12 protein-coding genes are annotated in these 13,615 nt (G+C 73.2%); 1 reads left to right on the forward strand and 11 read right to left on the reverse strand.

Annotated features, from left to right (window positions below):
* Window positions 1-259: 259 nt before the first annotated feature.
* Together HEK131_RS20635 and HEK131_RS20640 are read right to left on the reverse strand one after the other, a co-directional pair.
* Entirely contained in the window at window positions 260-2,002 is a 1,743-nt protein-coding gene (locus HEK131_RS20635) for a pyruvate dehydrogenase (protein WP_244336500.1), read from the reverse strand.
* Between the two features lie 68 nt (window positions 2,003-2,070).
* A complete protein-coding gene (locus tag HEK131_RS20640; RefSeq protein WP_244336501.1) occupies window positions 2,071-3,570 on the reverse strand; it encodes a protein phosphatase 2C domain-containing protein in 1,500 nt (499 codons plus the stop codon).
* A gap of 147 nt (window positions 3,571-3,717) precedes the next feature.
* Here HEK131_RS20640 and HEK131_RS20645 point away from each other — a divergent pair, with 147 nt between their 5' ends.
* Entirely contained in the window at window positions 3,718-4,200 is a 483-nt protein-coding gene (locus HEK131_RS20645; RefSeq protein WP_217465326.1) for a DUF456 domain-containing protein, read from the forward strand.
* Window positions 4,201-4,204: 4 nt separating this feature from the next.
* On the opposite strand, the gene HEK131_RS20650 is transcribed toward HEK131_RS20645, so the two are convergent.
* From HEK131_RS20650 to HEK131_RS20690, 9 genes are all read right to left on the reverse strand, one after another.
* Window positions 4,205-5,368 (reverse strand): GDSL-type esterase/lipase family protein, encoded by a 1,164-nt coding sequence (locus HEK131_RS20650; RefSeq protein WP_244336502.1) that lies wholly within the window; start codon window positions 5,366-5,368, stop codon window positions 4,205-4,207.
* Between the two features lie 117 nt (window positions 5,369-5,485).
* Window positions 5,486-5,980, reverse strand: a complete 495-nt coding sequence (locus HEK131_RS20655) for a methylated-DNA--[protein]-cysteine S-methyltransferase (protein WP_244452090.1) — start codon at window positions 5,978-5,980, stop codon at window positions 5,486-5,488.
* A gap of 8 nt (window positions 5,981-5,988) precedes the next feature.
* Window positions 5,989-7,380, reverse strand: coding sequence for a DNA-3-methyladenine glycosylase 2 family protein (locus tag HEK131_RS20660; protein ID WP_244336503.1), 1,392 nt, complete (start codon window positions 7,378-7,380; stop codon window positions 5,989-5,991).
* A gap of 79 nt (window positions 7,381-7,459) precedes the next feature.
* Window positions 7,460-8,554: a ribosome small subunit-dependent GTPase A gene (rsgA, locus tag HEK131_RS20665; protein ID WP_244336504.1), complete on the reverse strand. Its 1,095-nt coding sequence runs from the start codon at window positions 8,552-8,554 to the stop codon at window positions 7,460-7,462.
* Window positions 8,555-8,804: 250 nt separating this feature from the next.
* A complete protein-coding gene (locus tag HEK131_RS20670) occupies window positions 8,805-9,314 on the reverse strand; it encodes a hypothetical protein (RefSeq protein WP_244336505.1) in 510 nt (169 codons plus the stop codon).
* A complete protein-coding gene (locus tag HEK131_RS20675; protein WP_217465329.1) occupies window positions 9,311-9,859 on the reverse strand; it encodes an SMI1/KNR4 family protein in 549 nt (182 codons plus the stop codon). The genes HEK131_RS20670 and HEK131_RS20675 overlap by 4 nt, the downstream gene beginning before the upstream one ends.
* Complete coding sequence (locus HEK131_RS20680; protein ID WP_244336506.1) at window positions 9,856-10,392, reverse strand: hypothetical protein; 537 nt, start codon at window positions 10,390-10,392, stop codon at window positions 9,856-9,858. Before HEK131_RS20680 ends, HEK131_RS20675 begins: the two co-directional genes overlap by 4 nt.
* An 88-nt stretch (window positions 10,393-10,480) precedes the next feature.
* Complete coding sequence (locus HEK131_RS20685; protein ID WP_244336507.1) at window positions 10,481-11,941, reverse strand: cellulose-binding domain-containing protein; 1,461 nt, start codon at window positions 11,939-11,941, stop codon at window positions 10,481-10,483.
* A gap of 221 nt (window positions 11,942-12,162) precedes the next feature.
* Window positions 12,163-13,482, reverse strand: a complete 1,320-nt coding sequence (locus HEK131_RS20690) for a radical SAM protein (RefSeq protein WP_217463233.1) — start codon at window positions 13,480-13,482, stop codon at window positions 12,163-12,165.
* Between the last annotated feature and the right edge of the window lie 133 nt (window positions 13,483-13,615).

Genomic DNA, 13,615 nt, shown 5'->3' on the forward strand with positions numbered 1-13,615 from the left:
CAGCGGGCCACCGGCCAGTCATGGCCGCCGTGCGACCGCCGGGTCTTCGGCCACGCACGGTGGTCGCACGGGCGGCCCGGCCGGCGTCCCGGAAGCCGTACGGAAAGCGCCGCGGCGGCCTGAAGACGTCGCAGGAGCCGACTGACGACTCCTGCGGGCCCATTCGGACACCCACTGCCCCCAACCGGTCACACGCGGTGAAACTGACCGGAAATCACCGCTTCCGGGGGCCGGTTCAGGGCCGGGGCACGTTGCGGATTCAGGGCCGGGGCATGTTGCGGAGGTTGGAGCGCGCCATCTGCAGCATCCGGCCGACCCCGCCGTCCAGCACGATCTTCGACGCGGACAGCGCGAACCCGGTGACCATCTCGGCCTTGATCTTCGGCGGGATCGACAGGGCGTTGGGGTCGGTGACGACGTCCACCAGCGCCGGACCCTTGTACCTGAAGGCGTCCTTGAGCGCCCCTGCGAGCTGCTTGGGCTTCTCCACCCGCACCCCGAAGGCGCCGCAGGCGCGGGCGACCTCGGCGAAGTCGGGGTTGACGTCGGTGGTGCCGTACGAGGGCAGGCCCGCGACCAGCATCTCCAGCTCCACCATGCCGAGCGCCGAGTTGTTGAACAGCACGATCTTCACCGGGAGATCCTGCTGCACCAGGGTCAGGAAGTCGCCCATCAGCATGGTGAACCCGCCGTCACCGGACATGGAGACGACCTGCCGGTCCCGGTCGGTGAGCTGGGCGCCGATCGCCATGGGCATCGCGTTCGCCATCGAGCCGTGCGAGAAGGACCCGATGATCCTGCGGCGGCCGTTGGGCGAGATGTAGCGCGCGGCCCAGACGTTGTTCATCCCGGTGTCGACGGTGAACACCGCGTCGTCGTCGGCCAGTTCGTCCAGTACGGCCGCCACGTACTCGGGGTGGATGGGAACGTGCTTGTCCACCTTGCGGGTGTACGCCTTGACCACGCCCTCCAGCGCGTCGGCGTGCTTCTTCAGCATCTTGTCCAGGAAGCGGCGGTCCGTCTTCTCCCGGACCCGGGGAATCAGACAGCGCAGCGTCTCGCGGACGTCACCCCACACCGCGAGGTCCAGCCGGGAGCGGCGCCCGATGACCTCGGGCCTCACGTCGATCTGCGCGATCTTCACGTCGTCGGGCAGGAACGCGTTGTACGGGAAGTCGGTGCCGACCAGGATCAGCAGCTCGCACTCGTGGGTGGCCTCGTAGGCGGCGCCGTAGCCGAGCAGCCCGCTCATGCCCACGTCGTAGGGGTTGTCGTACTGGATCCACTCCTTGCCGCGCAGGGCGTGGCCCACCGGGGACTTGACGCGGCCGGCGAACTCCATCACCTCGGCGTGGGCGCCCGCCGTGCCCGCGCCGCAGAACAGGGTGACCTTGCCGGCCTCGTCGATCATCTCCACCAGGCGGTCGATCTCGGCGTCGCCGGGGCGGATCGTGGGCCGGGAGGTGACCAGGGCGCTCTCGAAGGTCTGCTCCGGCGCGGGCTGGTCGGCCACGTCGCCGGGCAGGGTGACGACGCTGACGCCGCGCTGCCCGATCGCGTGCTGGATGGCGGTCTGGAGCAGCCGGGGCATCTGCTGCGGGTTGGAGATCATCTCGCTGTAGTGGCTGCACTCCTGGAACAGCCGCTCGGGGTGCGTCTCCTGGAAGTAGGAGAGGCCGATCTCGCTGGACGGGATGTGCGAGGCGAGGGCCAGGACGGGCGCCATGGAGCGGTGGGCGTCGTACAGGCCGTTGATGAGGTGGAGGTTGCCGGGGCCGCAGGAGCCCGCGCAGGCGGTCAGCTTGCCGGTGACCTGCGCCTCGGCACCGGCCGCGAAGGCGGCGACCTCCTCGTGGCGCACATGCACCCAGTCGATGGCGGCGTTGCGGCGCACGGCGTCCACGACCGGGTTCAGGCTGTCCCCGACGACGCCGTACATTCGGCGCACCCCGGCGCGGGCGAGGATGTCGACAAACTGCTCGGCGACGTTCTGTCTGGCCATGACGCTCGTCCGCCCCTTCGCGGTCCCGGGATACGCCCTGCCGTCCCATCAAGTCACAGGGGGCCCGGTCACGCCTCCCAAACGGCGGCCGCCGTACGGTCGTCGGCGTACCCCTTCACCCGCGTCCGGGCGTCCGCGAGGAACCCCGCGAGGCCGGGCGCTGCGGCACGCGACCAGCGACGGCCGAGGAAAGCGCGCAGCGCCGCCTCCCCGCGCAGCGGGTCCGCGAGTCCGGAGGTGCACATCATCAGCACATCACCCGGCCGGGCTACGGCGGCCCGGAACCGGAACGGCATGGGCGGCGGCTCGGCCGGGGCGACGACCGGCTCGTACGGGCTCGGCGGGACCGGGATGCCGAGGTCCAGGGTGAGGCGGTCGCCGTCCGGGGTCTCCGCGGGCAGCGCGCCCGGGGCGGGCGGTGTTCCACCGGGCGCCCCCGGTTCGATGTCCAGCCACTCCCCGTCCCGCAGCCGGAACAGTCCGCCCTCCCCGGCGCCGAAGAAGATCCGGGTGCGGCAGTCGGGGTCGGCGGGCAGCAGCAGACAGCGCAGGCTCGCGGTGGGCTCCTCGGAGGCGGCGCGGAGCTTGCCCAGAGTGCGGTCGGTGAGACGGTTCAGCCCGGACTTGAGGTCGCCGCGGCGGCCGGCCCGCAGATCCTCGGCCAGCCGCTCATGGCTGCGCCCCACCGCCTGCCCGATCCACCGGCACGCCTCGGCGGCCGCCCGGTGCGCACCGGGCGCGGCCCGCACGCCGGTGGCCATGGCCACGAGCACGAGGGCCTGCTCCCCCGTGCCGAACCGCGCGGTGAGCAGGGCGTCCCGCCGTGCCTCTCCGCGGTACCGCGCGGAGTCCCCGCGCAGCGACACCGCCCGCAGGGTGCACGCCCCGTACCGGGCGCCGTCCAGCACCGTGTCGGGCACCAGCTCGCCGAGCTGATCGGGGTCGGCGGCGGGGAGCGCGGTGGGCTCGGGGGCGTAGGTGGGCGGCCGGGAGCCGACGTAGTCGGGGGTGGGGGGCGCGGCCGGGTGTCCCGGCGTGAACCGGGCGACACCGGTGACGACGGGGCCCTGAGGGGCGGGGACACCGGACGGTGGAGCGGGGCGCGGGGCTTCGGACGGCTCGTCCGGCGCGGGCATCTGGGCGGGCCAGCCGGGCATGGGCGGGACGGCCGGCGGGCGGCCTGTCGGCGCTTCGGGGGCGGCCGTGTCGGCGGGCGGGGCCGGAGGCGCCGCCGGTCCGGGAGGCAGGGCGGGCGGCTGTTCACCGGTGCGCTGGGCGGGGAAGTGCGGCTGTTCCTCGCGTGGCGGCTCCTCGGGAAGCCGGGCCTGGTCCCCGGCCCGCCGGTCCGGGTGGGGCGGCGCGCCGGGTGGCTCCCCGGTCCCGGCCCCGCCGTCCTCCGTGCGGTCCGGCGGTCTGGTCTCCCGTGTCGTCGCCCGCTTCACCGAGGCGTAACGGTCGTCCAGGGAATCCGGGACCGGTGTGGGGCCCGTGTCGTCGGCCGCTTCGTCGTAGAGCTGCCCCCACCAGTCGTCGTCCTGGCGAGTGGGCCCGCCCCCCTGCTGACTCATGCCGGTAATTGTCACCGCGCGGGCCTCTCGGAAACGGGGCATCGGGAAAATCGGGCGCCCTCACCCTCCTCGCACAGCGCATCGGGGGACAGGGCGAACGGCCGTACGAGATCTGCGGTTCCTGCCGGGCTCGGGCACGCTGGGCAGATGGGAGCGTGGGAACTCCTGCTGGTCGGCCTGGTGATCGCGCTCGGCCTGTGCGGAGTGCTGGTGCCCGGTGTGCCGGGGCCGTGGCTGGTGTGGGCCGGAGTCCTGTGGTGGGCGCTGACGAACCCGGCTCCCCTGGCCTGGGCGGTCCTGGTCGGTGCCACCGTCGTCCTGCTGCTGGCGCAGGTCGTGCGCTGGGCGCTGCCCGCGCGCCGGCTGCGGGCGAGCGGCGCCACGCCCCGGATGGCGGTGTACGCGGGTGTCGGCGCGGTCCTCGGGTTCGTCCTGCTGCCGGTGGTGGGCGCGCTGCCCGGCTTCATGGGCGGGATCTACCTCTGCGAGCGGCTCCGGCTCGGCCGGCACGGCGAGGCGATGACCGCGCTGCGCACCGCGATGCGTTCGGGCGGCTCCAGCGTGTTCACGGAGCTGTTCGCCTGCCTGCTGATCGCGGGCGCGTGGCTGGGCGCGGTGCTCTGGGGCTGACCGCTCACAGCAGGACGCGGCTCACGCAGTCGGCGACCGCTCGCATGCCGTCGTCGCTGAAGTGCAGATGGTCGCCGGGGTCGTAGCGCGGCAGCAGGCGTTCGGGGTCGGCGGGGTCGCGCAGCGCGGCGTCCGCGTCGGCGACCGCGTCGAAGGCGCCGCCGGTGCGGATGAAGTCGTTGACCCGCTGCCGTACCGTCTCGCGGGCCGCCGTGTGCGCCGGGTGGCCGCCGTACGGGGTGAGGGTGACGCCGACGACCCGGATGCCTCGGGCGTGGGCGCGGCTGACGAGGGTGCGGTAGGCGTCGGCGTAGGCGCCCGGGTCTGTCGCGGCCGGGGTTCCGTTGATGTCGTTGACCCCCTCGAACACGACGAGGACGCGGACCCCGGCGCGGTCGAGGGCGTCGGGGTCCAGCCGGGCGAGGGCGCTCGGTCCGGTGCCGTCGCGCAGGAGGCGGTTGCCGCCGACGCCCGCGTTGAGGACGCCGAGACGGTGGTGGCGTCCGGCGAGCAGGTCGGGCCAGCGGTGGTTGGTGTCGGGGGTGGAGCCGTGGCCGTCGGTGAGGGAGTCCCCGAAGGCGACGACACTGCCGGTGGCGGTGGAGCGTACGTCGACCCCGGTGACGTAGTACCAGTTGCTGACCGGGGTCCGGTACGCCGAACCGTCCTCGTCGGCCGCGTGACCGGCGCCGACGAGGGCGACGTAGCTGGTCTGGAGGGCGGTGCCGTGCTGGGTGGCGGGGCCGGAGTCGTCCGGGGTGAGGACGGTGACCAGGAGGTCGGCGGCGGCCGGGACGGTGAGCTGGACGGGGTCGGTGAGCAGGTCCCGGCCGGGCGGGATCACGGCGGTCGGCGCGTGGTGGAAGGTGGCGGTGCGCAGGGTGCCGGGGGCGGCGTCCGGGCCCTGGCCGTGCCGGAGGGCGACGGTCACCGCGCCGAGGCGGAGCGGGGCGGTGCCGAGCCGGTTGCTGATGTGGACGCGCAGGGCCTGCCCGCCGACGCTGAGGTGGACGACGTTGCGGATGGCGGCGCCGGGCAGGGCGGGGGCGGCGCCGGAGGGCGCGGCCTCCCAGGTGCCGGTCCAGGACTGATGTCCCGCCGTGGCCCAGGCGGGAGTGGGTGTCAGTACGAGCAGCAGGACCGTGAGGAACCGTGCGACGTAGCCCATGTCCGCCCTTCCGCACCGGGCCCGCCCGCGTGCGGGCCCGCCGGAGGCGACGGTGCCACACCCGGCGGCCGGTGCCCGGGCGCCATCGCCGGGGGCGCACCCGCTCGGCCCAGCCGGTCACGCGTCGCCCAGGACCCCCTCCAGCCGCAGCAGCCACATCTTGCGCTCCAGTCCGCCCGCGTACCCCGTCATCGTGCCGTCGGCCCCGATGACGCGGTGGCAGGCGCGGACGATCAGCAGGGGGTTGGCGCCCAGCGCGCCGCCGACCGCGCGGATCGCGGCGCGCGGGGCGCCGACCTCGGCGGCGATCGCGCCGTACGTGGTGGTGGCGCCGTAGGGGACGGCGTCCAGGGCGGTCCACACGCGTTCGCGGAAGTCGGTGCCCTGTGTGCGGGTCGGCAGGTCGAACTTCTCCAGGTCTCCGGCGAAGTAGGCGGTGAGCTGGTCGGTGGCATCCCGGAAGGGGCCGGCGTCGTGCCGCCAGCCTTCCTGGACGGTCCGGCCACCCTTCTGGCCGGGCACGGAGACCGAGGTCAGCACGCCGTCGGCGTCAGCGGTGAGCAGCAGGGGGCCGACCGGGGAGGCCAGTTCGGTCCAGTAAGGGTTGTCCATGATCGCCATCACTCGTTCAGCTCCTCGGCGACCCGTAGATGTCGGACGGCGTAGGACCGCCAGGGCCGCCAGGCTTCGGGCAGGTCCGTACCGGGTGGGGTGACGTCCGGGTCACCCAGGACACGCGCCCTCAGGGCGGCGACGGTGTCCGGGGTGATGCCGGGCAGCTCGCTCAGAGCGCGCCGGGCCTCGTCCCGGTCGGCGCCGGCGTCGAGGCGCAGCCGGCCGTCCGCGAGGGCGGCGGCGAGCGTGCCGAGCGGGGTCCCGGCCTCCGCCTCGGCGAGGACGGCGGGCTCGGGAAAGAGGTGGGTGAGGGCGCCACTGGGCGCGTCGAGCGCCTTGCCGTAGCGGAGTACGAGCCGTTCCAGGGCCTCCGGCGACCCGGTCAGGACGCGGGCGGCGATCTCCAGCGGGTCCACGGCGCCGGGTGAGCGCAGGCCGGGCCGGGCGGCGACCAGCGGGGCGAGCCGGGGGTCGGCACCGAGGCGGGCGTCGACGGCGTAGGGGTCGGCGTCGAGGTCGTACAGCAGGCGCAGCCGGTGCACGGCGGTGGTGAGGTCGCGGGGGTCGGTGAGCAGCAGACGGGCGTCGAGCCAGCCGCCCGGCCGGGTGCCGCCGCGCGGCTCGGAGACGTGGGCGCGCTCGTGGACGACGGCGACGCCGGTGCCGTACGGCAGCCGCAGGGTGCGCCGGTGGACGCGGCTGCCGGGGGTGCCGGTCACCTCCTCGACGCCGGGTACGGCCTCGCGCGTGAGCAGGTCGAAGACGGCGGCCGCCTGATAGGGGCCCCGGTGGGCCAGGCGCAGCGGGATGCCGGTGCCGGGGGTGGCCCGGCGGGAGCGCGGGGCGGCGTTCCGTACCTCGGTGGGGGTGTGGGCGTAGACCTCGCGGATGGTGTCGTTGAACTGGCGGATGCTGCGGAATCCGGACGCGAACGCGATCTCGGTGACCGGGAGTTCCGTCGTCCGCAGCAGGGTCCGCGCGGTGTGGGCGCGCTGGGCGCGGGCGAGGGCGACGGGTCCGGCGCCGACCTCGCCGGTGAGCTGGCGCTGCACCTGCCGGGGGCTGTAGCCGAGGCGGGCGGCGAGGCCGGTGACGCCTTCGCGGTCGACGACGCCGTCGGCGATGAGCCGCATGGCCCGGCCGACGACGTCCGCGCGGACGTTCCACTCCGCCGAGCCCGGCACGGCGTCCGGACGGCAGCGGCGGCAGGCCCTGAAGCCGGAGCCCTGGGCGGCGGCGGCCGTGCGGAAGAACCGGACGTTGCACCGCTTCGGTGTCACCGCCGGGCAGCTCGGGCGGCAGTAGATGCCGGTGGTCCGGACGGCGAAGAAGAAGACGCCGTCGAACCGCCCGTCGCGGCTGCGCACCGCCTCGTACCTGCTGTCATCGTCCGTCATGCGTCCAGTGTCGGACGTCGGGAGGGGGCCGGGCCAGCGGAAAACGGACATGCAGCCCGGCCCCCTCCCTCAGGGGTCGCTAGGACCAGTGCCCCCGCTTGGCCTGCATGGCGGCCCGGCCCTCGGCTCCCTTGCGCTTCCAGTCCTTGCGGATCTCGGCGCGCAGGCGGGCGTCGGTCTTGGCGACGATCCACTGGTTCTCGCGCACCAGCTTGCGGTAGCTCTCCAGCCTGCGGACGGACAGCTCGCCGGAGTCCACGGCGGCGGCGACGGCGCAGCCGGGCTCGGACTCGTGGGAGCAGTCGTGGAACCGGCAGCGCGCCGCCAGCTCCTCGATCTCGGCGAACACCTGCCCGACCCCGCCCTCGGCGTCGAACAGGCCGACGCCGCGCAGTCCGGGCGTGTCGATGAGCACGCCACCGCCGGTCAGGGGCAGCAGGTTGCGGGTGGTCGTGGTGTGCCGGCCCTTGCCGTCCACGTCCCGCGCGGCCCGGACGTCCATCACGTCCGCGCCGACGAGCGCGTTGGCCAGGGTGGACTTGCCCGCGCCGGACTGCCCGAGCAGCACGGCGGTACCGGTGCCGATCAGGGCCCGCAGCACGTCGAGCCCGTCGCCGTGCAGCGCGCTGACCGTCAGCACGGGCACACCGGGCGCGGCGGTCTCGACGTCCTGCACGAGGTGCGCGAGCGTCACGGGGTCCGGCACGAGGTCGGCCTTGGACAGGACGACCACCGGCTGCGCCCCGGACTCCCACGCCAGCGCGAGGAACCGCTCGACCCGGCCGAGGTCGAGCTCCACGGCGAGCGACACGGCGACGACGGCGTGGTCGACGTTGGCGGCCAGGATCTGCCCGTCGGACCGCTTGGAGGAGGCGGACCGTACGAACGCGGTGCGGCGGGGCAGCAGCGTCCGCACGAACCGCGGATCGCTGCCTTCGGGGTCGACCGCGGCCCAGTCCCCCGTGCACACGACCTTCATCGGGTCACGCGGGACGACGAACTCGGTGTCGGCACGGACGGTGCCGCCCGGCGTGACGACATCGCACAGGCCGCGGTCGACGCGTACGACGCGGCCGGGTACGAGGCCCTGGCCGGCATAGGGGGCGAACGCCGTCTCCCAGTCGGCATCCCAGCCGTACGGCACGAGCGGATGCGAGGAGGACGACGGACTCATGGGGGTGGAGAAAGACAAGGGGTGACCCTTCGAAGGGTGGCCCCGGCACACGCGCGTCGGCGCGGAAGGAGAGAGGTCAGCCGGAAGCCACGGAGGTGACAAGGATGAACGTCCGGATGCGCACAGCACCCACCACAGAGACAGCCATCGGTCACACCTCCTGGACCACACCGAACCACCACGACGACCCGACGGGCCGCCACGCGAACACGGACGACACTAGAGGCAACGGTCGGCGGACACCACCGAATTAATCCCCCACCGGATTTGTCGTACCGGTCGCCACCCAGCGCTTGATCACGACGGGGGCGCTGCAGGGGGCCGGCCAGATCCGGAGGTGTACCTGCTCCATGCCCTCGGGGTCGTCGTACCCCTCCTCGTCCGGCAGGCGGACGTTCGCCAGGTTCGTCCGCGACGCACGGACCCGTACGGAGCCCTTGGGGACCTCGAAGCGCGCGGCGTCCGGTAGGTAGTCCGTGCAGCCCAGAACCGCGATGCGGCCGGTAGGCACCTCGATGCTCGCTTCCACCACATGGTCGAAGGCGTCGCTGTCGTCACCCGGCGGACGGTCGAGCAGTTCGACCGTCACCGTGACGTCCATGTCGACCGCGGTGCCGATGCCGAGCGTCCGCCGCGATACGGCGATGCCGTCCGACACCGCCTCCTGCGTCCACGCCTCCCCCAGATCGTCTTCGGCGTCCTCGTCCATCACGTGCAACTGGAAGTAGTCAGCGAACAGCCGCAGTCGTGTGGCCGTCACCGGCCGGCACCCGCTGCCAGGCGGCGCGCGGCATCGGGCCAGGGCGTGGGTTCCGGCCCGTCCTCGGCCATCATGACCTCCTCCTCCCACCAGCCGGTCCCGTCGAGCCAGGAGGTCAGCCACCGGGCCACGGACGGGGAGTCCAGGAACCACGCGTCGGCCCAGTCGTCCGGGCCGGCGTTGGGCTCGAAGAGGAGGACGGGCGCGTCGGGGGCGAGGCAGTCGACAGCGGCGTACATGCCGCAGCCCCAGTCCAGGATGGGCAGCACCCCCCGTGGCCAGTACGCCGGGCGGGAGTCGCGGAGCGGCCCGTACTCGGCCACGGCGGTCCGCCCGCCGCCGACCAGCGGCAGCAGGGTGTAGTCGGGTCCGAATCCGCCGTTGGCGACCTGGAGGTACAAAAGGCGCAGCAGCGGCGGCAGGCTGAAGCCGAGTATCCGCTCGGCATCGGCGACGTCCTGTTCACCGACGCACGGGGCAAGGCCCCCTGTCTGCTGCTCGGCCCGGTCACGCACGCGCCGCAGGAGCTCGGACGGGTTGTTCACGCGACTGCCTCTTCGCTGGTGAGATGCCGGTCGATGACCTCTGCGGACTCAGGTGCGAGCCGGTAGATCCCTTGCAGGCTCACCGCCCGCAGGAGCCGACCGTTCTCGACGTACTTGAGCTTCCGCTCGCCCCGTCGCGAGACGAAGATGAGGTGTCCAAGGTGGTGTCCGGGCAGCGGCCGGTCGAACCTGAGCGGGCTGCCAGGCGGCCCCAGCACGACTTCTGAGAGGCAGCCGCTCTTCAACGGGCGCCAGTGGACCAGTTTGGGATAGTCCTCGTCGGCGAGCTCCGCACCCGCCTTGTCGTAGTCGACGATGCGTTGGACTTCCATCGAGCACACCGGGTACAGCCCGGTCCTCCAGGCGCGAACGGCGAAGATACGGTCGCCCGGCGTGACACCGGCCTGCCGGAAGCTCGGACGCGACTGATGGGGTCCGCCGAAGAACGTCGTCGGACGCTGCCCCGTGAAGCCTCCGTGTATCAGTTCACGGCAGAGATCGTTGGTCCACAGCACGGTGTAGGAGTTGGCCACGGAGCCGAACTTAGCTGCGGGCACCGACAACGCGTCGTCCCGTATGGCGTGGCGGGAACCGTGGGCGTGCGGAGCTGCTGGGCACCAGTCAGCTCGTCGCGCAAGGCGCCCCGTTGAGGGTGAACGTCCTCGGCGTGCCGTTGCCGTCGTGCGAGGCGCCGATGAAGCCGAACGCGACCGTGCCGTGGGCGGGGACGGCGCGGTTGTAGTCCTTGGCGTCCGCCGTGACCTTCGCGCCGTTCTGGTGCGGGGTGGCGTCCCAGGTCTGGCCGATCCGCTGGCCGTCGGGGAAGGTCCAGGCGACCTGCCAGCCGGAGAGCGGCTCGTCGGTGGTGATGCGGAGGCTCGCCTGGAAGCCGTCGCTCCACTCGTCGTCCAGGTGGTAGGAGACCTGGCAGGTGGGCGGAGCGCTGGGCTCGGGGGCCTGGGAGGGGGTCGCGGAGGGCTTGCGGGAGGGGGGCGGGGACTTCCGCCGGGTGGGGGTCGGCTTCGGGGCGGGGCTGACCGGGAGGGTGCGGGTCGTGGCCGGGGCCGCCGAGCGGGAGGAGCGCGAGGGGGCCGGGGTCGGGTGCGGGACGTCGGGGGCGGCGATCGGCTTCTGGTCGTCCCGGCCGGGGGCGTCGTCGTCGGACGTGCCGAAGGGCATCAGGGAGACGCCCAGCGCGACCGCGGAGAGCAGGCCGGCCGCCGCCAGGAGGCTGCCGCGCAGTACGCGGCCGCGGGCCGCCTCGTCGCCCGGTCCGGTTCCCGGGCCGGCGGGCCCGCCCACGCCGAGGCGGACCTCGGCGGCGCGGCGGCGGCGCTCCAGGTAGGCGAGGGCGCCCCAGCCGATGACGCCCCCGGCGAGTGCGGCGGGGACTCCGCCGCCGTGCAGACGGAGGCAGGCGGCAGCCTCGGCGCACGGGACGCAGGTGGCGAGGTGGCGGGAGAGGTCCTCGGGGGTCTCCGCGCCGGGCGAGCGGGTGACGGCGTCCAGCAGGCGGGCGTAGCTACGGCACTCGGCGTCGAGCGGGGTGTCACGGTGGGCGCGGTGGCAGCGGTCGTGGAACAGGACCCGGACCTGGTCGAGTTCGGCGGCCGTGGTCAGCGGGTCCAGACCCAGGCGGCGGGCGACCGTGGGCAGCGGGAGCGCCTCCACGTCGGCGAGCCAGAGCAGCGTGGCGTCGGCCTCCGGCATGTCCCTGAGGCCGCGCAGCGCGATGGGGCGGCCCAGCGGCGGGCCGGTGTAGCGGGCGGCCACCTCGGAGTTGAGCCAGAGGCGGAGGTCGGGGTCGAGCTGGTGCCCCTTGCCCGCGCTCTCCCAGCCGGCCACCGTCTCCCGTACGGCGGTGAGGAGTTGGGGGATGACCGGCAGCCGGGCGGTGCGGCCGCGTACGGCGCTCTGCGCGGCGCGCAGATCCCGCATCCCCAAGGTGAAGGCTTCGTCGGCCAGTTGATGTGCCGTTCCCGCACCCGCCGTACACAGGTCCGCATAGGAGAGGACCGCGTCCCAGCACTCGGCGAACAACGCCGCCTCGGCGGCGTCCTGAGGGGGCGGCAGATCGGACATCGGTCTCCAGCATCCACGAGCGAGGGGCAACTCATCCGAGCGGTGATGGAGTTGAGGGGCCTCGCGGAGGCAGGAGCCTTTCACGCCGCCGCCGGGCTGACAAGCGGCTCAGGTGGATCGGGTGAGCCACTCGTCGCTCGGCGTGACCGTGGCCACCGCCGCGCGCCCGCCACTCCGTACAGGGGTACGGAGGCGGGCGCCGGGCGGTTCAACGCGCGGGGTCAGACCTCCACCGGCTCCTCGGCGGAGAGGCTGTCCATGAAGGAGCTGACGGAGAACACCGCGTTGCCGGGGCCGGGCGGGCCGTAGCCGGGCGGGTAGGAGAGACCGAAGTCGTCCATGGTGTTGCGGTACGCCTCCAGCAGCCGGATGTGGTACTCCAGCGGCGCGCCCTGGGGGTTGGCCTTGCCGAGCGGGGTGGTGGGCTCGGGGCACCAGGTGGTGAAGCGGGGCGTGATGCCCTGGGACATGAAGAAGCGCAGTCCCTCCGTGGTGGAGGCGATGGCCTCGTCGACGGTGGTGAAGCCGAAGGGCTCGGCCATCTCCACGCCCGCCACGAAGTTGGGGATCACGTTGCGCGCGCCGAACACGTCGGCGGAGTCCAGGATGCGCTTGTGCCACTCGTCGCGGCCGACGTACCGCTCCTTGCCGGGGCAGAACATCTTGAACAGGTACTCGTCCCACACCTCGAAGTTGGGGTGGTAGATCTGCACGCCGTAGTCCTTGAAGCGCTGCACGTCCGCCTTGGGCAGCGCCTGCGCGACGACCTTGCCGATCCAGCGGCCCGGGAAGTGCTCCTCGATGGCCTTGGCGTACCGCCCGTAGAAGTCGGCCTCGTCCAGCCCCTGGACCTTCGTGGTGATCGCGCCGCCCGTGAGCGTGTAGGCGGTGGAGATCTTGGCGGTGTCGTACTTGTCGATGATCTCCAGCGCCTCGAGGACCTCGTCGACGTCCTTCACGCCCGTGTACGGCCGTCCCGCCGCCTTGTGCTGGCGCCAGTTGTGGTTGATGTCGCAGTACTGGCACTCCTCCTTGGCGCCGAAGTACTGGCAGACGCGGAACGCGGTCAGGTAGATCAGGTAGCCCCACTGGATGGTGGGGGCCACCTCCATGACCGACTTCCCGTTGGAGAGCTTGTGCCGGTAGTACTCGGGCATCGGCGGCACGCCGACGTCGGAGATCCGCTTGCCGTCGAGGTAGAGGCCGAGCTGGCCGTGCTCGTCGGCGGCGACCCGGTAGGGGGATGCGGGGTTCACCCGTACGGAGACGACCGTGCGGCGCAGGTCGTAGGGGCCGCCGGTGAGGATGATCTCCTCCGGGGGCCTGCGGAGCGCGGCCTCGCCCAGCTCGGGGAGGGTGCCGTGGTCGAAGGAGAAGATGAAGTACGACTTCGGCTTGACCTCGCCGCCCTCGTTGTCGCTGAGGGCCGAGGCGTCGAAGGCGACTCCGCCCCGGAGCAGGTCCTCCTTGAAGACGGCCTCCCGTGGCACATGCGGGAACCGCTCCATCAGATCTTCGACCAGCGCGGTGCGGCTGCCCATCCCTGTCTCCTCCCGGCTCACACGTACATCTCACACCGTATGCCCCCACTTACCGGCAAGCCCTCCCGGGGGGCTGTGAGGCGTGCGACGTGTTGTCCCGGACGATCTCCCGCGGTCCGGGTCTCCCCAGGTC

Source organism: Streptomyces seoulensis (assembly GCF_022846655.1).
GTDB lineage: Bacteria > Actinomycetota > Actinomycetes > Streptomycetales > Streptomycetaceae > Streptomyces.

Bases quoted from the DNA above. Each gene is read 5' to 3' on its own strand.
- HEK131_RS20640 (WP_244336501.1), bottom strand. From the start codon at position 3,570: ATGAGTCAGCAGGGGGGCGGGCCCACTCGCCAGGACGACGACTGGTGG.
- HEK131_RS20650 (WP_244336502.1), bottom strand. From the start codon at position 5,368: ATGGGCTACGTCGCACGGTTCCTCACGGTCCTGCTGCTCGTACTGACA.
- rsgA (WP_244336504.1), bottom strand. From the start codon at position 8,554: ATGAGTCCGTCGTCCTCCTCGCATCCGCTCGTGCCGTACGGCTGGGAT.
- HEK131_RS20660 (WP_244336503.1), bottom strand. From the start codon at position 7,380: ATGACGGACGATGACAGCAGGTACGAGGCGGTGCGCAGCCGCGACGGG.
- HEK131_RS20685 (WP_244336507.1), bottom strand. From the start codon at position 11,941: ATGTCCGATCTGCCGCCCCCTCAGGACGCCGCCGAGGCGGCGTTGTTC.
- HEK131_RS20655 (WP_244452090.1), bottom strand. From the start codon at position 5,980: ATGGACAACCCTTACTGGACCGAACTGGCCTCCCCGGTCGGCCCCCTG.
- HEK131_RS20645 (WP_217465326.1), top strand. From the start codon at position 3,718: ATGGGAGCGTGGGAACTCCTGCTGGTCGGCCTGGTGATCGCGCTCGGC.
- HEK131_RS20690 (WP_217463233.1), bottom strand. From the start codon at position 13,482: ATGGGCAGCCGCACCGCGCTGGTCGAAGATCTGATGGAGCGGTTCCCG.
- HEK131_RS20635 (WP_244336500.1), bottom strand. From the start codon at position 2,002: ATGGCCAGACAGAACGTCGCCGAGCAGTTTGTCGACATCCTCGCCCGC.